Below are 23,318 nucleotides of genomic sequence, written 5' to 3'. Positions count from 1 at the left end.
TTAACTCTCTCAAACGGTCTATCAGCGCATACGTTTGAACTCGTCTGACATTAAGAGAGCGGAAGCCTTTTTTAATATGTCCTTTTCTTGCTCCAGGCGTTTAACCCTGGCTTCCAGTTCTTGGATGCGCTTCTGCTCGGGCGTCATAGCTTTGCTGGCGGGCGTTTCCCCGTCACGCTCAGCACTTAACTGATCCACCCACCGACGCAGTGCGGTATCACCGATACCAAGTGACCGGCAGGCCTCAGCGATGGAATAGCCCTGATCCAGTACAAGACTGGCGGCTTCCAGCTTGAACTCGGGCGTAAAGGAACGACGTTGTTTTTTCATTGAACACCTCTTGGGTGGCAAGGTTACCACCTATCTGGCTGTCCGGAATCATTGAACCACTACAGGAATGATCGAATAGAGGAGGGGGCAACACCTAGATTGCTGACGTTGCAGCGTTGCTCTGGGCTTGAAGTGTAAAAAATAAAGGTATAGTGGTAAAAATGCCGCTATATCCGCTAGAGTGTAGCGGTAATAGCCGGTACCTATCTTAAAGCGAGGTATAAAATGGAGAGTAATCATGTGGCGCCTCCCCCTCCCATCGAGGTGACGTTCGGTGATGAGAGGCCTGATCAATGGCCCCAATACCGTGAGAGCAGTGTCTTTTGGTCTTCGATTATTGAAGCTGAAGAGCACATTCAAGTCCCAAGAGAAATGGCAATGATGTGCGCTTTGGGTGCTGTATCGATTGCTTGCCAAGGTCTGGTCGATGTAGAGATGCCAACAGGCCATCGCGTCCACACCCCTTTGATGCTGCTGACCCTGGCTGAATCAGGTGAAAGGAAAACGACTGTCCAGAATTTATTTTTCAAAGCCATAATTGCGATGAACCGCACCGCTATGGAGACGAATCAGGCACTCCTTGAGGATTATCAGAACCAAGTGGTCGCCTGGCAAACAGAAGAGAAGGCTATTAAAAGTCAGTTCACGAAAGTCATAAAGACGCAGGACGAGCAAGCTATCTGCGAAGCAAGGAAGGTCCTTCAACATATCCAAGATCAGAAGCCGAGACCGCCGGTCTTCCCTCGTGTGTTGTACGATGACGCAACACCGCAGGCCCTCGTAAAGCAATTGCATGATTACGCCCCTTTTGGTGGTTTGATGACCAGTGAGGCTAACAGCATCTTCAGTGGCCGAGCAGTTCAAGAACTCGATAAGCTGAATACGCTTTGGGATGGCGGTGATGTGATAGTCGACCGAATGAGTCGAGAGAGTTTTATCTTATCCGGTGCTCGTTTGACTTTAGCACTGATGACACAGCCTAGTGTTATTGAGCGGTTTCTTTCTAAGCGAGGCGAAGAGGCAAGAGGGATGGGGTTCTTGGCGCGCTTTTTGGTTGTCAAACCGCCTAAAATGGCCGGTAAGCGTAAAACGCTTCAACGTAACCCACTACCATCGATCAGGTCGTTTAATGAGCGAATAGAACGGTTATTGAAACGAGCAATGGCTCCTTGGTTAGAGGGGGCTGGTGAGGAGGTCGAAAGGCAGGTATTAACGTTCAGCTCTGAAGCATCTGCACTGTGGCGTCGGTATGACCAAGGTATCGAGGATGCCATGCGTGCTGGACAACCTTATGCTTACTACACTGACCACGCTTCGAAGCTGATGGAGAATGTCACGCGTATGGCTGCGCTACTGCATTACTTTGAGGGTCACGAAGGTCCGATTACCACAGAAACCTTGGCTTTTTCGTATGATGTTGTTCGTAAATGCTCGACACACTTTCAGAAGTACTTGGCTGGAGAACCTCAAGTAGTGTCCGATGCGAGCGCGCTGGCTCGGCATTTCTTAGAAATGGCCGACAAACAGGGGGCGGCCATGTGCGTTCCACTCCAGAATATGCCCCATCTGGCAAGGGGGCGTGAAGTTCAGTTGACCTTGACTGACCTCAAGCAATTCGGACCGAACAGGTTGCGTGGAAGAGAAAATGACGCGCGTTTACGCGAAGCCTTACACTTACTGGAAAAAATGGGGCACCTTGAGCGGAAAAAGACTGCACCAGGGTACCGGTTTCGAGAGAATATCTACAGTCGTCATCCTGGTCCTGAGCTACGTAACGGTGTTGAATACCGTATTGAGTCGCTCCCTTTGTTTGAGCAGCAGGAGTATTATCGGTGTCCCAGCGATAGAGGCTTAACTCGATCAAGCGGCTTTTATTTAATCCGGCCTGAATATATGTAAGCGGATCTCCATCGGTAATAGCTCCCGCTAAAAATGGGGTCTCCGGAGTCATTGAACCACTACAGAACAGATGGCAGAGTCTGAGTAGCGAGCGGAGACGCGACGACTCAAAGCTGAGCTTCGTAGGGTGGCCGAGGTAGGAGCGCGATATCCTAAAGGAGGCCGCCGTGTACTTCGTAAGCGAGTCAAAGAAAAGTACACGTTCATAAAGTCGCGGCTCGACCAGTATGGTGTCGTCATACTGCCTCGAACCTTGGGCGTTCATCGCAATGGTTTCTATGCCTGGCTGCGACAGCCAAAATCGCATCGAGTCGCTACCAGGAATGTCTTCGTTCACAAATAGGCTATACGCGTCATTAAGGCCTTTATGTCGGGAAGGGCCGCGAGCGCACCGAATAATCTGATCGTCAGTTCAACGTTGTAGAACCCAATGTCTCTTGAATAACGGATATAACCTACATCCGCACATACGAAGGTTGGAAGTATCTATCAGTGGTGTTTGATCTATTTTCGCGCCCGGTTGACGGGTCAGGGCAACGGCTTCGCGCTTGAACTCGGCGCTGTATCTTCTGCGTTGGGTCATAAACACTCCTCTGGCACATTGTGCCTCTTTTCAGAAGTGTCCGCAGTAACGGGGTAGAACCCCCTTTGTAGTAGATCGCATCGAGCTAGAAGAAGGGATAGACCTGTTCCAGGTCGCGCTCCTGCTAGGCTTTAGTTCCGGCACCAAGCGGCCGGTAATGGCGTTGATGGTGCCGTTGAAGACTACAGATCCATCAAGCGCTCACGGATGTTCTGATAGCTGTTGCCCAACGCGAACAGCGACAGCACGTTACGCTCCATTTAATCGGTCAGGCGGGTTTGGTATGAATGCTCGAAGTCATAGATGTGGTTTGCACGTAGTGGGTGTTGATGGGAAGTAGTTTATCTTTCTGTGGCTCCTGAAAAATCTGTAGAAGCAGGTTAAACTAGGGGCTGACCTGATAGGGTCTGGATTCAGAGTGATAGGGCTTTTCAGGCTGAGAGGCCTTGCCCATACATCCGTACCCTTGCAGTGGTTTATTACTGAGGTGGATAAGTGCTCACATTGATTGCCCGTATCTGTCTCTTAACTGTATTTTAGTGGGGCTGCGAAAGCGCAGCGGGAAAAAGTTTTTGAATATAATTAAATCTATCCCAAAAAACATGGGTACTGATTCTGAAACTACTGGACCTAGTCTAAGCGAAGAAAGGATTGCACACATTATCCGACAATGTGCACGCGACTTTTATAACTCATTGGAAAAGCGCTTGCAGCCATATGGTGTAAACCACGGTTTTTGGGCGTATCTGCGGGAGTTGTGGGTTGAAGAAGGAATTTCCCAGCGTGACCTCAGCGAACGAGTAGGTTTAACCGGCCCAACAACTAACTCGGTCATCAAGCGCATGGAAGCTGCTGGTTTGGTTGAGCTGCGCCCAATTGTCGAGGGAAAACCTCGACGTGTCGTTTACCTAACCAAACGGGGTCGCGAGCTTCGAGATATACTTGAACCTTTAGCAAAGGAGGTTAATGATATTGCTGTCGCTGGCATGGAGCATGAAGAGGTGGTTTTAATTCGCAATTTATTGCTAAGAATTCATACAAATCTCGCTATGGATAATCAATAGAGTGGTTGAAAATTTTAATTTAAGCCGTATGTTTTGAATGTTTATTCTCTAGGTCGTCCTCTTATAAAATCTACTATTTTATAGCATTAGAGGAATGATTTTATTTGCATTTAAAGGCTTCGTTTATTTGAGTCTGCTTTGTCTTTAAATGGTATTGACCTGGCCCCGACATTTAATCCAACCTCCTTAGCACCCACATCTAGGGAAGATGTGATCAAGTCCGCCGCATGGGATAATGCTGGCTGCACATGATCGAGGACGCATAGGATGGATCAGCAGCTCACATTTGCCGACAGCGAGTTCAGCAACAAGGGTAATCCCCCCCCATTTTTAGCGGGGTTCAAAGGTCATAGCCAGCTTACGGGAGGACTTGCACCTTCACGAGTGCGCCCGTGCCGGGCTCACAAAAAAACCCGCCAATATAAAATGGCGGGTCCAGATAACATAAACTGGCAGTAGCTGAAGGGCCTAAATAATATCGGTCTATCTTAGAATTTGATCCGGCCACCCATAGCCAAGACATTGATGTCATCGAAATCGCTTCCGCTGCGATCCAGCGAAGCTCTATTGTAAGAGGCGTAAACCTCGGCCCATTTAGCCGCTTTATAGGTATAACCCAGTGAAAGGTAGTCAGCATCATCCCCTTTCATATTCTGGTCCGAACCTCGTCCGAAGATCACCGCTGTACTGTGTTTTCCGGTTTTGTAACCCAGCTTCAAAGCACGGTAATCTGAGTCGGGATCTGAGGAATCATCGTTGGATAGCGTAGACGCGCTCACTGTCACGTTAAAGCCGTTGCCTGCCAGATAGGAGAGTGAACCGCCAAAGATGGATTCTGTATCCGCAGCCCCCCCCTTATCTTCCGCTGAATAGCCCAGACTAAAATTAAGCTTCCCGTTTCCAAGCTCCTGTGCGGAATCCAAGCCTAACTCGAAAATATCATTACTGCTTTTTACGCCGGAGCTCACTGACAGGGTTGTACCAGCAAAGGCAGGTGTGTCGTAGCGAAGTCGGTCATTACGGCTTTCAAAATCCTGATGGTTCAGGACACGTTTTACCGCTGGCCCATATACACCCTTATCCTGGAACTGGAATCCCCCTATAAGAGCAGCCGGAGAAGTGAATGCCGGAAGCAACGTACCTGATAAATCGACTTCAGTATTACCGTTCGCAGCTCCATCACCCATGCCCACCGATACTTTACCGAATCCGCCTTTAACAAAGAAATCGAAGTGGCGCTCCGCCCAGTCACCGGAAATGTTACGAGTATCCATATTCAGGCCTGATGAATTGTTACGATGCCATGCTGCCTCAATCTTCAGACCAACGCTAACACCATTTCCTACTCCGGCGGAGCCTTTTACCCCAACACGACTAGCACTGTTATCGCTGTCGGCAATGAAACTTTCTGACTTATCCCCATCGTTTGCAAACATAACAACCTGATTAAGCTGCCCATAGAATTTACCTTCGAATTTATCAGGAAGTTCAAAAGCATATGTAGGAGCGTTATAAAGGCCGATAGCCAATACTGTACCAACCCCGGTGAAAATTTTATTTTTCTTCATGTATGCCTCGTTTTTTTATTGACTACTTTATTAAATGCTTTCGCATAAGCATACTATAAACAATTATCTGCTTATTCCTAAAATCAAAAAATGCAACATGGCTATCAATAAAATATACATCGTTGATTTTTATAGATTTTTTTGTTAATTAATTAGAGCGTTTCTTAATAAATTAATATTGATTTTATTCTTATTTTTTCCAGGTAGTATGTGAGAGTATACAGATGTTGATATCTTATCGCTCTCCTCGCCTAATATGATAAGCCGGCCTGAGTTTATATCGTTGGTTACATCCTTAATACTTAACCAAGAGAATCCAAATCCATCCAAAACCATTTTTTTACGCTTAGAAACTTCTGATATATAGAATGTTTTTTTTGGAAATGGTTTTTCTTTATATCTTTTAAAAACATTATCGAGTATTTCGATCTCAATAGGGCTTTTTAGACAGCTGGATAAATAAGGTATCGAATCAATGGCATATTCGATATTGTTTTTTACCTTGATAGGAATAAGCTCACGCCGACATACAGGAACCATCACATCTTGGTACAACTTTGTCGATTCGACTTCTATATCTGACGAAGTATGTTTTTTGTCCGAAAGGTAAACTCCGATGTATATATCTATCTTATTTTTATTGAGCAAGTCGAAGAAATCCAACTCCTCAGAGCAGGTTACTTTTAAGGTAATGTTTGGTAGGTTAATGTCTTTGTTTATATTTCTAAGATAGGTTAACGCAATGGCCTCACTGACATTCGGTGCCATGGCAATTCTGTAATCAGGTTCAGGTATACTAAGGAGAGAATCAGCTTCGTTTTTTATATCATTAGCTAAGCTTAGTATCTTTTTCGCCTTTTTTTCGAAACACTCACCGGCTTCTGTTAATCTGATTGGATGTTGTGAACGATCAATAAGCTCTTGTCCGACCCACTCTTCTAGCAACCTTATGCGACGTCCGAAGGCTGATGGAGATACACTCCTCTCTTCTGCTGCCAACGCAAAGCTTCCAGCATTGCAAAGAGAGTAAAAGTCAACTAGCCATTTAATTTCCATATTCGCCACCTTTATTTATTGTTATTCGCTAAAAGGGCAATGTGCTGATTACACGTAAAAATACGTAAACTAAAATAGTAATTTAGTTATAATAAACAATAAAATTAGATATCTAACTATATGTTATACGGGTTTTTTTGAATGGTCAATACTAATTATTGAATATCTAATAATTTTTTATGCTTTAATTATATGTATTTATGTGAGTTGTTATCGGTGTTGAAAAGGGTGGGTATAAATAGACAAAAAGTAAGGCCGTCTATAGTGACCGGCCTTAGATATTAGGATTCGGTGATGCCTGAGGGGCCTGCACGTGGAGTCCGTATGTTCACCTGGCCTAGAAAACTATCCTAGAGGGAATAGAGTTGATTGATGATCTGAAGTTGTTGAGGGTTTCAATATAATGTTATTATATTGAAACCCTCATATTTAGGGGCTTTGATCACGGTGAGCCTGCCTTAAAGGACTTTTACATAAATCGCATCGATAAATCTATAGCCCTAACATTTTTCGTAACGTCCCCGACCGATACGAAATCTACTCCAGTTTCCGCGATCCTTACTATGGTGTTAAGATTAACGCCACCTGAGGCTTCAAGCGGTATACGTCCATTAGAAAGAGCGACTGCTTCAATCATTGATTCGATAGAAAAGTTATCTAGCATTATGATATCTGCACCAGCTGAAATTCCCTCTTCAACTTCTACGAGCGTTTCAGCTTCAACTTCCACTTTTATTGTGGGATGAAGTCGTCTAGCCTCTGCTACTGCGGCCGCGATAGACCCCGCAGCTATAATGTGATTTTCTTTTATTAGAACTTGATCGTATAATCCAATGCGGTGGTTTTTACCACCTCCACAAGTAACTGCGTACTTCTGTGCGGTTCTCAAGCAAGGGATGGTTTTTCGAGTGTCAAGTAAGAAGCAGTTAGTATGTTTGATTAGATCGGCATAAACTTTTGTTTGCGTCGCGGTACCTGACAAAAGCTGAAGGAAGTTAAGTGAAGTGCGTTCGCCGGTTACAAGTGACCACGCTGGTCCTTCAATTTCACACAATACGTCATTGGCCTCGATAGAGTCGCCATCTGCAAATTGCCATTTTACTCTGATTCGATCATCTACTTGGCGAAACACCTCGCTGAACCAAGCGGTACCACAGAGTATGGCCGCCTCCCTACTAATGACTCTTGCTCGAGCTATGGAAGTCGAAGTAATAAGGTCAGCAGACACATCCCCACTTCCAATATCTTCGCTCAACGCTATCCTGACAGTATCTTTTAAATCGTTAGGTGATTTCATATATATCCTTACCAAAATCAAAATATAGTTAAGCAGTAAAAATAATTTTTCATTTAAAACTAATAAACGTTACCCAATTGATAGGGGTGATTTTAAAAAAGAAACCCAGCGCGAAAAAAGTCGCCCCGGGTTTCCGAATGAGCACTAAGGGGTTACCACTTAAACGTCGTGTGCCGATCGATAAGAGGTAAAGTGAACACCGATATGCGCTTTTTTAATTTGTCATAACATTTTCTTTCCAGAGTTTACGCCAATCTGATTCTTTGGGAACGACCCCTTGGAATGAAGCAATCTGACTTTGGTCAATAGACGGATCGGTGCCAATGGCCTTTTCACCTTCAGCAACCTTCTGCGCAGCATCTACCATAGTCCGACGGAACTCGACGATCGCTAAGTCTGATGAGCCTAGGATGTCATCAGTACGGTTAACGATAGCGCCCATAGAAACCCACATTGCGATGTCCTGATTAGGGATGCCTGGAATCCCAGTGAAGTCTCCCTCCTTCATTTTCACTCTGTCCTGACGGTAGCGGTTTTCCATGTTACCTACTGTAGCCCATGTAACCGGATCAACATCAACCCCGGGAACAGCTCGTGCGAACTCCCGCCAAGTCGTTGTATCAGGTGTGGTCTCTGGGTTACCCCAAGCGATAAAGTGGAAGTTACAGTTAGTATTGTCGATAGGAACGATGACTGCAGCTACATTGTAAGACGTGTTTGGCGGGATCATCGCATAATAAGGAGCAACATATTGCGTTACGCGAATATAGTCGTGAGTTGCAGCATTACTGATAGGCCTGCGGATTGCCGCATATTGGAAGCCGTATTCAGTCCTGGCAGCTTGCATTTTAGGTGACTTATCCGTCGAGGGACGGTACCAGCCTTTGTCATCTGCGGCGGCGCTGTCTACCTTGGCAGGAACCATGTCCGATGAATGGAGGGATGATGAATGGGCTGAGTCAATTTGACCCTCTAGCACCTGAGCCCAGTTGCATGGCAAGCGTATTTTCAGAATGGATACTCGGACGTCCTCGTTCGGTGCAAATGCTGGCTTTTTAAATTCCGGAGCGTCGCCTTCCCCGAGCCAAGCCCAAAGAAACCCACCCCATTCAACAGTCTTGTACGCTTTGTGCTTAACTTTCTCGCACATGCTTTTCTCTGCTTCTGGAGGTTCTGATGCCATAGCTACCGCATTACCTTCAACGTCAAACTTCCAGCCGTGGTATAGGCAGCGGAGGCCACAATCTTCGTTGCGACCGAATACGAGAGAAGCAAAACGGTGGGGGCAAAGCTCATCCAAAAGACCGACACGGCCTTCAGTGTCACGGAACGCGACGTAGCGTGAGCCAAGCACTTCACAAAGTACAGGGGTTCCATCGGGCTCCTTGATTTCTTCAAGCAGGCATACTGGAGTCCAATGTTGGCGCATAAGCTTGCCCATCGGGTCACTGGGCATTACATGAGTCAATAGATCGTTTTCTTGTGGTGTAAGCATCGTGGACTTCTCCGTTTTATTTTGCTTATCGGCTAACTTAACTCCGGTTCAGAACGACCCCGGGTGTAATAGCTTGTGCCTTCGTTATTTGTCTGCAATGCATCCAAGTCTGAGAAATATAGCCGCCGCATCGCCGTTACAAATAGTAGATATCTAATTTTTATTTTTCAACAATATTAGCAATCTAATTTTGTTGACTGACCAAAATTAGATTGCTAATATTGATCCAGATCATACATCGATGGTCTAAAGATCGATGAGCAAGATGTACTGAACGAGCGCTATACCTAGAGAGAAGAAGAATGAAGCTAGAAGTTACTGCTCGGCGCGCTCTGACGCCCGAGATTGAAGAATTCACTCTGTCATCGTTGGACGGCGAGGTTTTACCACCGGCGGAGCCAGGCGCTCATGTGTCCATTACGACCCCTTCTGGTGCCCACCGCTATTACTCGCTAGTGCATCCTGGGGATAGTCCTCGTTCTTATACGGTCGCAATAAAGCGTGAGCCGAATTCGCGGGGCGGCTCTGAATCTATGCATGAGCAGGCGATCGTCGGATCTGTGCTGGATGTTGAGCCTCCCGATAACGAGTTTCCTCTGGGTGTTGGTCATGCTGCACTGTTAATCGGAGGTGGGATAGGCATCACACCTATATATTCTATGGCGCAGCGGTTGCAGGAAGAAGGCAGGCAATACAGGGTTGTTTACTGTGCGAGGGATCCTGAGCATGCCGCATATGCGGAAGAGTTGCGACAATTGTGTGGTGACGCTCTTACGTTTCATTGTAATTATGGCGATCGATCAAGCGCATTTGATTTTTGGGACTTGCTTATGACGCCAACGGCAGAGCATATCTACTGTTGTGGTCCTTCTTCTTTGATGGAAGAGGTCAAAGGCGTGACGGGGCACTGGCCAGATGGGCGAGTTCATTTTGAAGAGTTTATGCCTGTTGAAATTATCCGGGCTGATGATAAGGCCTTCGAAGTCGTGCTTGCTAAGTCAGGCGCGTCGATTACAGTTCCTGCTGATCACACGATTCTAGAAGCGCTGCGAGCCAATGGGTACGAGTTCTCAAGTTCATGTGAAACTGGGACCTGTGGTACTTGTAAATGCAGGTATATTGAGGGGGAAGTAGATCATCGAGACTTGGCATTGATGCCTGAAGAAAAGTCGTCGACCATCATGCTTTGCGTCTCCCGGGCTAAAGGTGACCAACTTGTTCTCGATATCTGACCCTGTTCGCTTAGGGGCTGTCGGGTTGGGTAGGGCATTTTCCCTGACTGCCCGAGCAATTGCTGCCAATCCTTATGTTGAGCTGGTTGCTGCGGCTGAGCTGAATGAGAATCATAGACAAGCGTTTGTAAAGGCGTTTGGCGGCAGAGCCTATGCAGATATTAGCGATTTGATAGCTGATGCCGATGTTGAAGCTATTTATATTTCGACGCCTCATGGGCTTCATAAGGAGCACGCGCTTGCGGCGATAACAGCAGGAAAATCGGTCCTAGTCGAAAAGCCAATGACTATCTCTCTGGAAGATGCGTCGACGCTTATCGCTGCAGCAGAACAGATGGGAGTGCGCCTTGTAGTTGGTCCGAGCCACAGTTTTGACGGCCCTGTAGCTTTAGCCAGCAAGTTGATCGATCAAGGTAAAATCGGTCGTGTGCGTATGATTCATGCTTTTTATGCGACTGATTTTTTATACCGTCCAAGGACCCCGGAAGAGTTATCGACCGAGTTAGGTGGCGGTGTCGTGTTCAGTCAAGCTGTTCACCAGGTCGATGTCGTAAGGCGGTTGGCATCAGCTAGCGCCGTAAGAGTTACGGCCCGAACCGGGGGGGCTTGGGATCCTAAGCGGCCAACAGAAGGCGCGTACGCAATGCTAATTGACTTTGAAGATGAAATCTTTGCAAGTCTAACGTACTCCGGATACGCCCACTTCGATGGTGATCGTCTCATGGATGATGTCTCTGAGCTTGGAACCCCTAAAAAAATTCAATCAAAGAGCGCTCGTCAAACGCTTGCATCAGTTAGTGATGAGGAGGCCGTTAAGGCATCCCGAGGGTTTGTATCTTTAGATAGCTGTCCGCAGTCAGAAACTCACGAACATTTCGGTCAGGTTTTGGTATTTGGTGACCAGGGTGATTTGAGGTTAACGCCCCGAGGTGTCGAGGTATCGGATGCCAGAGGGCGATATTTTGTCGAAGCACCTTTCTGTACCAACCGTGCAGAAGTCTTTGACACTCTATATGCCGCCGTCCGTGGTAAAAAAGCACCTCTCCAGGACGGTAAATGGGGCCGTGCGTCTCTTGAAATATGTCATGCGTTACTAGCTAGTAACAATACCGGCGAGACCATAGAGCTCCAATTTCAAAAAGGATAAAAAATGTCAAAGCTTAAACTTTCTTTAGCAATGGGAGATTACGACCGGACCCGTCCTATTCATGATGGCCGAGTTCAGATAGATGGTGTTGATCCCATCTCGTTTCTTCAGTCTCCTGAAGAGATGTTTTTCAACGCATTTCGTCATCAGACTTGTGATATTTCTGAGATATCGCTTAGCTCGTATTGCGTATCTTTAACACGTGATAATCCTCCTTATGTTGCTATTCCTGTATTCCTGAGCCGAGCCTTTCGTCACTCCTCTGTTTATATTCGGAATGATAGGGGAATAGATACGCCGAAGGATCTCAAAGGTCGTAAGATTGGTATAGCAGAATATCAGCTTACCGCTAACGTATGGGTCAGGGCGATCCTAGCAGATGCGGGGGTCTCCCCCGAGGAAATTTTTTGGGTCCGAGGGGGAATGGATAAGCCGGGTCGGCCAGAGAAAATAAAGCTGGACCTGCCTAGCAATATCAATATTGAAAGCGCACCGGACGGAGCTTCTCTAAATGATATGCTTATGGATGGGCGGATTGACGGCTTCATTGGCCCCCGCTGGCCACGATGTTTCCGCGAAGGGCATCCTCAGGTTAGTAGACTATGGAAGGACGGCTTTACAGCAGCTAAGAACTGGTATGATGAAACCGGAATATTTCCAATCATGCATGTGCTTGGTGTCCGTCGAAGTCTGGCTGAAGAGCATCCATGGCTTCCTGGGGCACTACTTAAAGCTTTTACAGAAGCAAAAGCTATGGCTCTGGAATCCCTTTCGGATACGAGCGCTACTAAAGTAACGATGCCATTTGTTGAGGACGTCTTGGAAGTAACACAAGAGATGTCGAACGATCTTTGGTCGTATGGTGTATCATCTAATACTAAAGCGCTGGAATATTTCCTGAAAAACCACTACGAGCAAGGACTTAGTACTCGGCACCTAACTGTAGATGAGCTATTTCATCCATCTACAAAGGAAGCCTACTCTTTGTGAGGAATAAGCGTTAGTCTACGTTCAATATAACGGCTGAAACGAATATGTTTCGGCCTTTTTGTTTTCTATATCATGAAAGTTGCTCGGTAATTGACGAAGGAATGGAAGTAGACACGTTGTTCAGGACTAGTTTAGAGAGTGTTTAAGACTTTCAGCCTAGATATGTTCAACCCATCATAATAAACGGTTCTATTTTCAAGCCGTAAGAGACAGAAAACTGCGCTACCTAGCATAGGCATTCATTATTGTAATATCGGTTCCCCCTTAAAATTAACTTCTATTATATTCTCTTTATATTGTAATTCTATATTATATGCCCAATAGGGTTATTTGGCTTTGTATTCTATAATAACCTTAGGTTTACTACCCTTCCGAAAATATTATATTAATGACTAACTCTCGTATCCTAGTTCGACAATCCGTCCTTTTTTATGAGAGTTTATCAATAATTTTCATGCAAAAAAAAGCAGATAGTAAATATCTGCTAAAGCATGAGCCGCATTGCGCGGCTACACGAGGGTTAGTTCTAAGGGCAGTTATTGAAAAATCATATAATTATTTAGTAAACTTTATCTACTTGTCTGTTCTTTACAGCATCAGCAAGTCGATATAATGGCCCCAATAGCATTGTCTGAATTTCATTTGATATTTCTAACGATAACATCGCCTCTTGCATACATGATATCCAACTATCTCTCTCTCTCGGTCCGATATAGAATCCGGTATGCGGATTTGTCATACATACAGATCCATATTTTTGGAGGTAAAGTTGAGGCCCGCCCATCCATCCTATCAAGTAGTCTCCCAGTTTATCTTTGATGGGCTCCAGGTCCTCTGCATGCATTGCTCTTATCTCTTTGTAGTCTTGAGACGTATCCATAATCCGATAAAATTCGTCAACTAAGCTACGTACTCCTTGCTCTCCTAATGCTTCATATGGTGAATCGTAAGGCATAAAATATTTCTCTTTTGCTTTTTTTTAAATATAATTAGATATCTACTAATTATAATTTTATCATTTTTTGTTTTCAACATTACTATAAAATAAATAACAGGTATTATTATGAATAAAAATTATATCGATAGTTTGATTGATGACATCGTTTATGCAAATTGGATTCTATTCAACGAAGGGGTTTTAGATGCTTTTGGGCATATTAGCGCTAGAAACCCGGAAAATAGAGATACTTTTTTTCTCGCTAGAAATATGGCTCCTGGGCTAGTTACACGAGATGATATCCTCGAATTTGACTTAGAAGGAAACGTGGTAGGTAACGACCAACGAAAGGTATATCTCGAGCGCTATATTCATAGCGAGATCTATAAGTATCGGGAAGATGTAGATGCAATTGTTCATAGCCATTCTAAGTCAGTGCTACCCTTTAGTGTCGTTAGGTCTCAGCCGTTAAGGCCAATGTGCCATATGAGTGGATTCATAGGGATGCAAGTACCAGTATTTGAAATTCGTGAAGTGGCTGGTGAAAGTACTAATATGCTGATAACAAACGGAAACCTCGGCAGATCCCTTACAAATGTTCTCGGTAGTCATACGCTTGTGTTGATGCGAGGGCATGGATCTACAGTTGTGGCCCCTAGTCTGAAACAGGCGGTTTATCGAGCTATCTATGTTGAGGTAAATGCTCAACTGCAGATTGACGCATCCAGATTGGGGCCAGTTGAATTTTTATCTAAGGGTGAGGCGCTTGCTACACAAGAAACAAATGAAGGGCAGGTAGAACGTCCTTGGAACCTTTGGAAAGCAATTGCTATCAATGCTCAGAAATCGTGGCAGTCTACTGAAGAGGGTTAGATTCGTTACTAATATACTGCTGGCTTTTTTAAAAAGTTAGCAGTGATAAACCGATAAATATCCCTATAATTCCTAATACTATTGGATAGTTGAAGTTTTCATTGTTCTTAGAGAAAAACCACGTACCGAGCAAGACAAATAGGGGGGTTGTTGCCGCTAATGGTGCGACCATTAATAAATTTCCTATCGCTAACGCCGAATATAGTAGTACCGGGCCTAGACTGGATAGAACCCCAGCAAAAATAAAATAGTAAATTTCTCTTCTACTACAGCGTATCCTTATCTTCCTGATTATTAAGTAACTGGTTAATATTGACCAAGAAGAGCATACAGTCACAGCGCTCGCTATAATTGGGGAGTTGAACTCTTCTATCCCTACCTTCCGCAAAGCTATAGAAATTCCATAAGTTAGCGAGGCTAATAGAGGGTAAGCCAAATAATTGCGAGAAGTGTTTTTTAAATTAAACCCTGGGCTTTCGGTAGGACAAACTGATATCAACAGTGAGCCAATTATTATTAGTAAGGCTCCGCTCATTTGTATAAAGCTAGCACGTTCTCCAAGAAAAAAAAGTCCTATTGCAACTGTAAACAAGGGGTGGGTTAGAGTTATCGCGGTCGCCGCGTTTGCTCCCAAAAACGACATGCCGATGAACTGAAACAACCTCCCAAGAAGGGGGGCAAATATTCCAGATAATATAAAGTACTTGAGGTCTATAAGCTTAGTATTTGATGGAATTTCTATTAACAGGCTAGAAATGCAAAGTATTAAAACGTTTACGGAGAGCGTTATCCAGAGAACAGAAAGGTGCGAAGATTTCTCGCGCCCTATCTTCACGAGTAAAAATGTAGACGCAAACATAATGGATGATGATAATGCATAAAATACATCCATCATGTGCGCCTCGTTCTGTAGGAGGGGCTTTTCAACCCCTCAAAGGATATGCGATGAATACACTAATACTAAGCTGTTTTAGCACGACTCCTTAGGTGTGGTGTTGTTAAAAAGGCGGCCACCAGGAGAGCTACGCCAATACCTAGTGCAATTATGTTTGGAGCCATGAACATCAACCCTGCCATGATTAGCATGGCGCGTGCGCTAGCATGAAGCGTATCTTTCCAGAACCCCTCAATGCCAGCACTTAACGCTAGAACACCGATGGTCGCGGTCAAGCAATTCAGAACAATACCCCAGACAGGGCCTTCAAGTAGCAGGCCTTCTCCATACATAAACGCGAATGGGACGACAAAAGCGGTAATAGCTAACTTAACAGCTCCCACCGCAATACCAAGAGGCTTAGCATTGGCGATTGCCGAGGCTGCAAATGCTGCTACTGCAACAGGAGGGGTCATTGCAGAAAGCACAGCGAAGTAAAGAATAAACATATTGGACTGCATAGCTGTGAAATCTAGTGAGCTCAATGTTGGGCCAACCAGTACAGCAGCCAATATAAACGCAGAGGGTGTAGGCATACCCATACCAAGGATGATGGCTAAGATCGCGGAAATGATTAGAACCAGGAATCCACTGTTGCCAGCAAGCAGGAAAACGAGATCAGCAAATTTGCCACCGAGGCCAGTCATTGATATACCCCCAATGACGAGACCTGCAGCAGCACATGCAGCGGTCACGGAAACCATGCGAAGCGTGGTTTCGCCTAGGGCTTCCCAAATTGCCTTGAGACCCATACGAGTGGATGGCTTTATAGCAGCAACAGCGATAACACTTAGGGATGCAAACGCAGCAACATATGTCGGTGAGTAACCCAGCACCAAAGCCACTGATAAAACGAGTAATGGAATTATAAATAACCCCCCATTCGACATGGCAACCCTTACAGTCGATACTTCGGTTTCAGCAAGGCCTTGAAGCCCCATCTTCTGAGAACGGAGATGAATCTGAGTGTAAACACATATGTAATACAGCAAGGCGGGGACTATCCCTGCAATGGCGATATCTCGGTATTCTATACCGGTGTATTCAGCCATGATAAAAGCGGCTGAGCCCATTACCGGCGGCAGTAGGCTTCCACCAGTAGAGGCGGCAACCTCTACGCTTCCTGATAGTGATCTGCCATACCCAAGTTTTTGCATCATAGGAATGGTGATTGAACCGGTAGTCACAACATCGGAAGTGGGGCTTCCCGACATCGTTCCATATAGCCCTGAGGAGATTACGGCTATTTTAGCTGGTCCGCCAACACGTTTTCCGGCAACAGCAGACGCTAACTCAAAGAAGAAGTCTGCTCCTCCTGCTCTTGAAAGGAATGTACCGAATAGTACGAACAGAAATGCATATGTAGCGGCTACGCGAAGTGGCACACCAAATAGGCCATCGCTTGTGAACATCATAATGTCTATGAAGTGATTGTAGCCGACTTCCCGAAAACCTAATCCGAGCGGTAGTCCGTGGCCAAATAAATTGTAAAGCACAAAAACAGCGACGACGCTAGTTAGTCCAAACCCTACCGTTCTTCGGGTAGCTTCAATGGTCAAAAACAGCAGTGCTGAACCAGCAATAAGATCCGGTGTTTCAAGGGGAAAAAGTAGAGTGATTCTTTCTACGATACGGCTACTTTCCACCAAGAAATAGACGCCTGATGCTACGCTTATCAGTGACAAAACCCAGTCCGATACACCGGGGGCATCAGTACGACCCCAAGGCCCCGGTGTATACAACAAGAATAGAAGAGCCAGCATTGATGACAAAAATACGATCGTCATTGCAAACAAATCTACATAGACGATAGTAGTTGTATAAATCACTCCAAGTGCAATTATAGCAGCAACTGATTGGAGCACTCTTAAGAGTCCAGGTGTCAAACTACGTTTAGCACCTGTCTCTAACATTGATGAAAGTATATTCGACATTTTAACTAGCTCTTATAACTCTTATAGCCTTAATGGGCTTATTGGGCTTATCGCAAGCCTGCCTCTTTCAGGTACTTCAATGCACCTGGGTGGTACGGAACTACATCGACAGATGCCATTACTTCTGGAGTCAGAGCTTTCATTGCTGGGTGTACACCGGCAACCTGCTCGTAGTTCTCAAAGATTGCCTTTGTTAGGTTGTAGGCTGTCTCATCGTCCATATCGTCTCTTACAGCCAACGTGGCACCGAGTGACGGCGTGTTGACTTTATCCGGAGACCACTCATAGGTCCCTTCTGGGATGACAAAAGGAATTGTTCCGCTCGCTTTGTTCACTGCTTCGATAGTTGCTGAGTCCAAAGTCAGCAGATCTAGGTCAACGCTACTAGCGGCCTGTTGAATAGAGCTGTGACGCACGAAGAGTGAGTTGATCATGAGATCCGCTCGGCGGTCTGTGATCAAAGATACCTGCTCACCCGAAGCTGCGTATATTAGTTTGCCGCCCCAGCTTTCGATATCCGCTTCAGTAACGCCAATAGCGTTGAGCATTTCGACTGCTACATTCGAGGCTATATTACCTCGCTTGTTAATTGTGATGGTTATCGGGGGTTCTACCCTGGCGATATCTTCTAGCGTTTTAATTCCGTACTCCTCAGCAAAGCTGGAGCGAATTAGCGCCTGCATTGGCGCCCAAACGTAGAGATAAGACAGTACATTGATAGAGCGGATCGGTTTGACGAAAGGGGCTTTACCTGACTGTGCGAGTAGTAACTCCGCGTCGTGAATGATTGCAAGGTCGGCTTGTCCTCGATCAAGCAGACCGATGTTAGCTATGCCGCCGCCAGAGGTTTGGTAGGTGATTTTTGACCCGGGGTATGCTGAGCGAACGCTTGAGTCCAAACCTGCGCCCAGTAGGCTCCATAAACCACCAGGCGATGCTCCGGCAACTGTCATTTCATAGGATTCAGCTTGTGCGGATGGAGCTTGGAGTAGGGCCGCTGTCGTTAGCGTTACTGCAAGACATTTTTTTAAACTCGTTAACATAGTTATATTCCTCTTATTTTTTTAACTTGGTGGTCAACCAACTATGTAAAGCATTGTGAGTATTTCTATCAGCTATCTGCCCTCTCACTACGGCTAATTAGTCGATATCTCCTTCATTTGGTTGTCTGGATACGCAGTTCATGCATTCAAGTCCGCTCTCGACCTGTTATCTAGCCACATGTTAGCGATACCGCATAAAAAGTTAGATAGCTAATTTTATACAGACTAATGGGATTTATGACTTGGGTCAATAGGGATAATTCGATATCGAATCATCTGAGGGGGCTTGCCACCTTGCTCTTGACAACCTCCTGGTTGTAGTGGTTGTGGTCAGGCCACACTGTTGGTTCACGATGTCAGCAGACGACACGTGCGTGAGCGTGACCTGCTCGACTACCGCGTTTGGCTCGATGTGCCCGTGCGCCGCGCCCTATATGTCAGCGTAGTTGTCACCTGATAATTTCAGAGGACAACCATGCCCCACTACTCACCAGAACGTAAGGAAGCCATCCTCCAGAAGATGGCACCGCCTCACAGTCTTACCGTGGCCGAGTTGGCCAACCAGGAAGGCATCAGTACAGCGACCTTGTACAATTGGCGTAAAGCCGCCAGAGAACGAGGTGCCGTTTTGCCGTCGAACTCCGCCCACCCCGATAAGTGGAGCAGCGAAGAGAAGTTCCGCATTGTCCTGGAGACGACTCCAATGACAGAAGCGGAAATCAGTGAATATTGCCGTAAGCACGGCCTATACCCGGAGCAGATCGAGGCTTGGAAAACCGCCTGTATGGGGGCTAACGCTCAGTCGGACGAGCAGGCCAAGCGTGATCGCAAAGCAGCCGCCGCTGAAAAGAAGCGGATCAAAAAGCTTGAGTCCGAGCTGCGTCGCAAGAAAAAGGCGTTGACAGCAGAAACCGCCGCATTGCTGACTCTGTCAAAAAAAGCCGAGGCGATCTGGGGCCCCAAAGACGAGGACGAATGACCAGCCTCCCGGATCGCTGGCAGACGGTTACCCTGATTCGCGAAGCTCAGGGTAACGGAGCCCGGCTGGTTAAGGCCTGTGCCTTGCTTAACTTGAGTGTACGCACCTATCAGCGCTGGACGGTGGAGAAAGCCGTCACGGCTGATCAGAGACCGGTCGTAGCGAGGCCGGTACCGGCAAATAAACTGACGGACGAGGAGCGTCGAGCCGTGGTGACCCTCTGTAATCAACCCGAGTACCGGAGCTGCCCACCGGCGTTTATCGTGGCTGATCAGCTCGATCAGGGCCGCTACCTGGCCTCGGAGTCTACCTTTTACCGGGTGCTACGGGAGCACGACCAGGTGCATCCCAGAGGACGGCAGAAAGCGCCTGAGCGGCAACGTCAGGCGACGACGCACAAAGCCTCGGAGCCCAACCGGTTGTGGTCCTGGGATATCTCTTGGCTACCGGGGCCGGCGCGAGGAACCTGGTTTTATCTGTACCTGATGCTGGATATCTACAGTCGTAAAATCGTTGGCTATGAAGTCTACGAGTGCGAGACCGGGGAACTGGCCAGCGAGTTCATTGAGAAAGCCTACTGGCGAGAACATCTGGCTTCCCAAACGAAACCCTTGGTACTGCATTCCGATAACGGTAGCCCCATGAAAGCGGCGACCTTCCTGGAGAAGCTGTACGATCTCGGTATCACACCTTCGAACAGTCGGCCCAGAGTCAGCAACGACAACGCCTTCTCGGAAGCATTGTTCAAAACGCTGAAGTTCCGTCCAGGCTTCCCGGTTGATGGCTTTGAAACCATTCAGCAAGCACGGGAATGGGTGTTGGCGTTCGTGCGTTGGTACAACACAGAGCACCGCCACAGCGCTCTGAACTATGTGACCCCTCAGCAACGTCATAATAGCGAAGCTGATCAGATCCTGGCCCAGCGCAAGCGGATCATTGAAGCTGCAAAGGCAGCAAACCCGCGGCGCTGGTCAGGCGATATCAGAAACCTCAGCCTGCCGGCGACAGTGACTCTGAATCCGGAACGGGCGGTAAATTGTTAAAGAGCTGAAGACTTAAACACGACAACTACGTTGACAGACTCCGGTCCCGGGCTGCTGTCGATGCAGGGTTCGTACCCAATGATATGCAGGTTGGTCAGACCGGGAAGATCGTCGCTCCTGATCTATATATCGCCGTCGGTATCTCCGGTGCGATTCAGCATCTGGCAGGCATGAAGGACTCGAAGGTGATCGTCGCTATTAACAAAGACGAAGAAGCACCGATCTTCCAAGTCGCTGATTACGGTTTGGTGGCAGACCTGTTTGAGGCTGTTCCCGAGCTAGAGGCACGGCTCAGCAGTTAAGAGTTAGCTTGTCCCTCGGGCTTAGCCTTCGGATCCATGGGGCTTGGCCCTTTGGGGGCCGTTGTTAGATTTCCGCATCGGCCCCCTTTTTTATATCTGACTTCAATCATCCGCTATTTCGATAACTCAAGTAGCACTTCACAACGCACGGAAGTCGAAAACCATAATAGCACCCTAGGTGTGGGTGCTATCTGAGTTCTTTGATTATCCTTTTCCTCTCTCGCTTATCGACCATTTTTGATCGGTACCAGCTTAATTAATTCTGTGTGTACTCGAACAAACGCTGGGTGGCTAAAGCTCGTAACGCTATTGGTTGATCATGTCATTGTTATCCAATATTCGCTACACAGATCGTTTTAATATTTCTAATCCTGTGTAGGTTTTTGTGTAGGTTCTTTGTTTTATATGTTGCAACTTATTGAAAATAAATGAAGAAATACCCTTGCATCATAGGTGTGTGCTGCTGAGATTTGTCTTTTGCGTTCACGAGCCCTTGTCCTTCGCGCTGCCGGGAGTCCAATTATCCGGTTTCGTTGATATCTGACAACCACCTGCCGCGAGCGATTTTTCGCTTTGGATGCGATGTGTTGGATCGATTAAGAAGTCGGCCAGACTAACAAAGCAGGGCGGCTAAGGACAGTTGAGTTCAGAGCGGTTGTGAGTAGCAGCTCAACTGCAAAGCGCAAACAGCTGAGCGCGGCTGGATATACCCAGTTTTTCATAGGCGCGTTTGCGGTAGGTGATCACGCTGCTGACAGCGACATCCAACTCCGCCGCGATCGCCTCGTTCTTTTTACCCCGCAGTACCGCCCGACAGACCTGTTGCTCGCGGTCGGACAGGAAGGCCAGGGCACCTTCCAGGCGCAGCTGTTCGTTCAGTGCGAAATGCTTACACAGCAGAACGCTGATCAGAGCACCGACGTTGGAGGCAAACTCCGGGTCGTCAAAGCGGCTATCGAAGCGAGAACTGCGGCGGTAGAGGTTGACGTAGTAGTTTCCGGTGTCGCTGCCGCGGATGATCGCCAGCTTATCCAGAAAACCGGGGGATTCGAAAAACGCTTTGCGGTAGTGAAGCCCCATATTGCTACTGACGCTGTCGAGTCGGACCACCTGGACGTCGCCCGGTTTGATCGCTTTCAAAATATTGAAATTGGGGTCCTGAAGATAATGGCGCTCTCCGATGTAGGTTTCGGCCAGTTTGCGGGCAGAGGCCTCCCGGGCATAGTCTTTGTAGAGAAGGGTAGAAACCTTCTGGCCATCAAGCGAGAAGAAAACCATGCACTGCTCAGCCCCGAACTCATCGTGCAGCCACTGTAGAAAGGCATCGTAAAAGCCCTGAGTTCCCAGTTGCTCAAGGACCTGCAGTAGTTGGGGTGAGGGGGCCCAACTCGGGGCCACTTCGTGCGCCACGTATCTCTCCGACCGTTTTTCTCCTGCTTTGAGTGTAACCCGCCGGTAAGTCTGTCTCCAGATAGCGGCGCCTCTGGCAAGTCGCGTGCTCAAGGCGCCGGGTACTCAAACCGGTTTAGCTAAGCATAAATCGGTCGAAGAAAGCGGCGAGTTCAGCATTGGCATCCAGGGGCAGGATGGTGGCGATATGCTGATCAGGACGCACCACAACCATGCAGCCTTTTGATCGGTCGATACCGCGCTGAGCGAAAATATCAGGGCTGTTGGAGTCTGCATGGAAAACCTTTTCGTAATCCCTCAGCCCGTACTTGCCTTTGGCTGGCCACAGGTAATCAGGCAGCTGTTCAATGGACAGATCCTGCTGCTGAAAAATCGCGTAAACGTCGATCACGGAATCGATATCAGCTCCCGGGTGCGTATATTTGATAACCGGTGAAGAGTTGGAACGCGACAGGAAGTCGATCAGCCGGCGTGAGTCTGACGTGCTATTGAGAGGACTCTGCTGGCTACCAAAGATAAATATACGCCAGCGGCCATCGGCCTTGTTCAGATGGCCGAGATGCAAGGGGCGACCATCGGCCACACGAGTCGCGACGGCTGAATGGAAGCGTTCACCAATGTGGAAGCCGGTGGCCAGTCCCTGGTGTTCATGGCCGGTGCAGAGGTAGGATTCGTCGTAACCAATCGAGGTGCCGGCAATAAAGCCGTTCTGACGCGCGATAAATGCTTCGATGTCAGCGGTGCTCTTCTTGACCACTGTGCCCTCTTTGTTTGCCGTCGGGCGCGTTGCAACCAGCGCTGACATTTCACGGTCGGCGTTGATCAGCATGAAGGCCACTTTACGTCGCTCTGCTTCATAGGTCTGAAGTACTAATTCGAAATAAAGTAAGCGAACATTACCCGGAGATATAAGCCAAATCCGGATGGCCAAAAAACGATTTCAATAGTCGTGGCAATTTTTGCAAACGTCGAAGCTGCCGGTAAACAGTGCTCCGAAGTTGTTCTTTGCTGTTAATGATCTTTTTACCGACGTGATGGTATTTGATATAGCCCCAAACAGACTCGTCAGGATTCAGCTCCGGCGAGTACGGCGGCAGGAAGAACAACCTGAGCTTGCCGTCGAGACTCTCAACATAGTCTCGAACCCGACGAGCATGATGAACCGGGTGGTTATCGAGGATCAGGAAAACCGGCTTGTCAAC

Annotated in this window: 17 protein-coding genes and 5 pseudogenes; 10 read left to right on the top strand and 12 right to left on the bottom strand. The window is 47.1% G+C overall.

All coding sequences use genetic code 11. From position 1 onward, the window contains the following. Positions 1 to 330: pseudogene (locus G403_RS0119030) on the bottom strand (transposase); the annotation flags it as partial. 225 nt (positions 331 to 555) lie between these two features. On the opposite strand from G403_RS0119030, the gene G403_RS0119025 reads away from it, so the two are divergent. From G403_RS0119025 to G403_RS23965, 3 genes and pseudogenes are all read left to right on the top strand, one after another. Next, entirely contained in the window at positions 556 to 2,229 is a 1,674-nt protein-coding gene (locus tag G403_RS0119025) for a YfjI family protein (RefSeq protein ID WP_036234638.1), read from the top strand. 88 nt (positions 2,230 to 2,317) lie between these two features. Continuing rightward, a pseudogene (locus G403_RS25715) lies at positions 2,318 to 2,775 on the top strand (transposase family protein); the annotation flags it as partial. Positions 2,776 to 3,384: 609 nt separating this feature from the next. Then, positions 3,385 to 3,876: a MarR family winged helix-turn-helix transcriptional regulator gene (locus tag G403_RS23965; RefSeq protein ID WP_051299290.1), complete on the top strand. Its 492-nt coding sequence runs from the start codon at positions 3,385 to 3,387 to the stop codon at positions 3,874 to 3,876. A gap of 488 nt (positions 3,877 to 4,364) precedes the next feature. Here G403_RS23965 and G403_RS0119015 read toward each other — a convergent pair whose 3' ends face one another. The 4 genes from G403_RS0119015 to G403_RS23960 all read right to left on the bottom strand — a co-directional run bounded on the left by G403_RS0119015 (position 4,365) and on the right by G403_RS23960 (position 9,292). Beyond that, positions 4,365 to 5,444, bottom strand: a complete 1,080-nt coding sequence (locus G403_RS0119015; protein ID WP_027855396.1) for a porin — start codon at positions 5,442 to 5,444, stop codon at positions 4,365 to 4,367. A 144-nt stretch (positions 5,445 to 5,588) separates the two neighbouring features. Beyond that, entirely contained in the window at positions 5,589 to 6,500 is a 912-nt protein-coding gene (locus tag G403_RS0119010) for a LysR family transcriptional regulator (RefSeq protein ID WP_027855395.1), read from the bottom strand. 469 nt (positions 6,501 to 6,969) lie between these two features. Further along, on the bottom strand, positions 6,970 to 7,797 hold the full coding sequence (gene nadC / locus G403_RS0119005) for a carboxylating nicotinate-nucleotide diphosphorylase (RefSeq protein WP_027855394.1): 828 nt from the start codon (positions 7,795 to 7,797) through the stop codon (positions 6,970 to 6,972). A gap of 214 nt (positions 7,798 to 8,011) precedes the next feature. After that, positions 8,012 to 9,292, bottom strand: a complete 1,281-nt coding sequence (locus G403_RS23960) for a Rieske 2Fe-2S domain-containing protein (RefSeq protein WP_036234634.1) — start codon at positions 9,290 to 9,292, stop codon at positions 8,012 to 8,014. 302 nt (positions 9,293 to 9,594) lie between these two features. Here G403_RS23960 and G403_RS0118995 point away from each other — a divergent pair, with 302 nt between their 5' ends. The 3 genes from G403_RS0118995 to G403_RS0118985 are packed head-to-tail and all read left to right on the top strand — an operon-like array spanning position 9,595 to position 12,661. Further along, positions 9,595 to 10,524 (top strand): PDR/VanB family oxidoreductase, encoded by a 930-nt coding sequence (locus tag G403_RS0118995; protein WP_027855393.1) that lies wholly within the window; start codon positions 9,595 to 9,597, stop codon positions 10,522 to 10,524. After that, positions 10,508 to 11,671: a Gfo/Idh/MocA family oxidoreductase gene (locus G403_RS0118990; protein WP_027855392.1), complete on the top strand. Its 1,164-nt coding sequence runs from the start codon at positions 10,508 to 10,510 to the stop codon at positions 11,669 to 11,671. The genes G403_RS0118995 and G403_RS0118990 overlap by 17 nt, the downstream gene beginning before the upstream one ends. Before the next feature lie 3 nt (positions 11,672 to 11,674). After that, positions 11,675 to 12,661 (top strand): ABC transporter substrate-binding protein, encoded by a 987-nt coding sequence (locus tag G403_RS0118985; RefSeq protein ID WP_027855391.1) that lies wholly within the window; start codon positions 11,675 to 11,677, stop codon positions 12,659 to 12,661. A 559-nt stretch (positions 12,662 to 13,220) separates the two neighbouring features. On the opposite strand, the gene G403_RS0118980 is transcribed toward G403_RS0118985, so the two are convergent. Further along, positions 13,221 to 13,616: a group II truncated hemoglobin gene (locus G403_RS0118980; RefSeq protein WP_027855390.1), complete on the bottom strand. Its 396-nt coding sequence runs from the start codon at positions 13,614 to 13,616 to the stop codon at positions 13,221 to 13,223. 108 nt (positions 13,617 to 13,724) lie between these two features. Here G403_RS0118980 and G403_RS0118975 point away from each other — a divergent pair, with 108 nt between their 5' ends. Beyond that, positions 13,725 to 14,471, top strand: coding sequence for a class II aldolase/adducin family protein (locus tag G403_RS0118975; protein WP_036234630.1), 747 nt, complete (start codon positions 13,725 to 13,727; stop codon positions 14,469 to 14,471). Between the two features lie 28 nt (positions 14,472 to 14,499). On the opposite strand, the gene G403_RS25105 is transcribed toward G403_RS0118975, so the two are convergent. The 3 genes from G403_RS25105 to G403_RS0118965 form a co-directional block, all read right to left on the bottom strand. Beyond that, entirely contained in the window at positions 14,500 to 15,366 is an 867-nt protein-coding gene (locus G403_RS25105; protein ID WP_084404119.1) for an EamA family transporter, read from the bottom strand. Between the two features lie 65 nt (positions 15,367 to 15,431). Then, positions 15,432 to 17,339: a TRAP transporter permease gene (locus G403_RS0118970; protein WP_027855388.1), complete on the bottom strand. Its 1,908-nt coding sequence runs from the start codon at positions 17,337 to 17,339 to the stop codon at positions 15,432 to 15,434. 47 nt (positions 17,340 to 17,386) lie between these two features. Continuing rightward, positions 17,387 to 18,382 carry a TAXI family TRAP transporter solute-binding subunit gene (locus G403_RS0118965; RefSeq protein ID WP_027855387.1) on the bottom strand — a complete coding sequence of 332 codons (996 nt, stop codon included), beginning with the start codon at positions 18,380 to 18,382 and terminating at the stop codon, positions 17,387 to 17,389. Between the two features lie 316 nt (positions 18,383 to 18,698). Here G403_RS0118965 and G403_RS25710 point away from each other — a divergent pair. The 3 genes and pseudogenes from G403_RS25710 to G403_RS0118950 all read left to right on the top strand — a co-directional run. Further along, positions 18,699 to 18,839 (top strand): annotated as a pseudogene (locus G403_RS25710) (transposase family protein); the annotation flags it as partial. Positions 18,840 to 18,857: 18 nt separating this feature from the next. Then, positions 18,858 to 20,404, top strand: a protein-coding gene (locus G403_RS0118955) for an IS3 family transposase (protein ID WP_156899743.1) whose coding sequence is annotated in 2 segments (ribosomal slippage) — positions 18,858 to 19,332 and positions 19,332 to 20,404 — 1,548 coding nt in all. Because the reading frame shifts where the segments join, the coding sequence is not laid out codon by codon here. A gap of 44 nt (positions 20,405 to 20,448) precedes the next feature. Next, positions 20,449 to 20,706: pseudogene (locus G403_RS0118950) on the top strand (FAD-binding protein); the annotation flags it as partial. A 669-nt stretch (positions 20,707 to 21,375) separates the two neighbouring features. Here G403_RS0118950 and G403_RS0118945 read toward each other — a convergent pair. The 3 genes and pseudogenes from G403_RS0118945 to G403_RS25905 form a co-directional block, all read right to left on the bottom strand. Continuing rightward, positions 21,376 to 22,116 (bottom strand): helix-turn-helix transcriptional regulator, encoded by a 741-nt coding sequence (locus G403_RS0118945; protein ID WP_027855383.1) that lies wholly within the window; start codon positions 22,114 to 22,116, stop codon positions 21,376 to 21,378. Positions 22,117 to 22,231: 115 nt separating this feature from the next. Next, a complete protein-coding gene (locus G403_RS23955) occupies positions 22,232 to 22,945 on the bottom strand; it encodes an FAD-dependent phenol hydoxylase family protein (RefSeq protein WP_084404118.1) in 714 nt (237 codons plus the stop codon). Positions 22,946 to 23,161: 216 nt separating this feature from the next. Further along, positions 23,162 to 23,318, bottom strand: a pseudogene (locus G403_RS25905) (transposase); the annotation flags it as partial.

The organism is Marinobacterium litorale DSM 23545 (assembly GCF_000428985.1).
Lineage (GTDB): Bacteria > Pseudomonadota > Gammaproteobacteria > Pseudomonadales > Balneatricaceae > Marinobacterium_D > Marinobacterium_D litorale.
The sequence above is the reverse complement of the archived record's forward strand: the minus strand, read 5'-3'. Positions and strand labels throughout refer to the sequence as shown.

Bases quoted from the DNA above. Each gene is read 5' to 3' on its own strand.
- G403_RS0119025 (WP_036234638.1), top strand. From the start codon at position 556: ATGGAGAGTAATCATGTGGCGCCTCCCCCTCCCATCGAGGTGACGTTC.
- G403_RS0119015 (WP_027855396.1), bottom strand. From the start codon at position 5,444: ATGAAGAAAAATAAAATTTTCACCGGGGTTGGTACAGTATTGGCTATC.
- G403_RS0119010 (WP_027855395.1), bottom strand. From the start codon at position 6,500: ATGGAAATTAAATGGCTAGTTGACTTTTACTCTCTTTGCAATGCTGGA.
- nadC (WP_027855394.1), bottom strand. From the start codon at position 7,797: ATGAAATCACCTAACGATTTAAAAGATACTGTCAGGATAGCGTTGAGC.
- G403_RS23960 (WP_036234634.1), bottom strand. From the start codon at position 9,292: ATGCTTACACCACAAGAAAACGATCTATTGACTCATGTAATGCCCAGT.
- G403_RS0118995 (WP_027855393.1), top strand. From the start codon at position 9,595: ATGAAGCTAGAAGTTACTGCTCGGCGCGCTCTGACGCCCGAGATTGAA.
- G403_RS0118985 (WP_027855391.1), top strand. From the start codon at position 11,675: ATGTCAAAGCTTAAACTTTCTTTAGCAATGGGAGATTACGACCGGACC.
- G403_RS0118980 (WP_027855390.1), bottom strand. From the start codon at position 13,616: ATGCCTTACGATTCACCATATGAAGCATTAGGAGAGCAAGGAGTACGT.
- G403_RS0118975 (WP_036234630.1), top strand. From the start codon at position 13,725: ATGAATAAAAATTATATCGATAGTTTGATTGATGACATCGTTTATGCA.
- G403_RS25105 (WP_084404119.1), bottom strand. From the start codon at position 15,366: ATGATGGATGTATTTTATGCATTATCATCATCCATTATGTTTGCGTCT.
- G403_RS0118970 (WP_027855388.1), bottom strand. From the start codon at position 17,339: ATGTCGAATATACTTTCATCAATGTTAGAGACAGGTGCTAAACGTAGT.
- G403_RS0118965 (WP_027855387.1), bottom strand. From the start codon at position 18,382: ATGTTAACGAGTTTAAAAAAATGTCTTGCAGTAACGCTAACGACAGCG.
- G403_RS23955 (WP_084404118.1), bottom strand. From the start codon at position 22,945: ATGCTGATCAACGCCGACCGTGAAATGTCAGCGCTGGTTGCAACGCGC.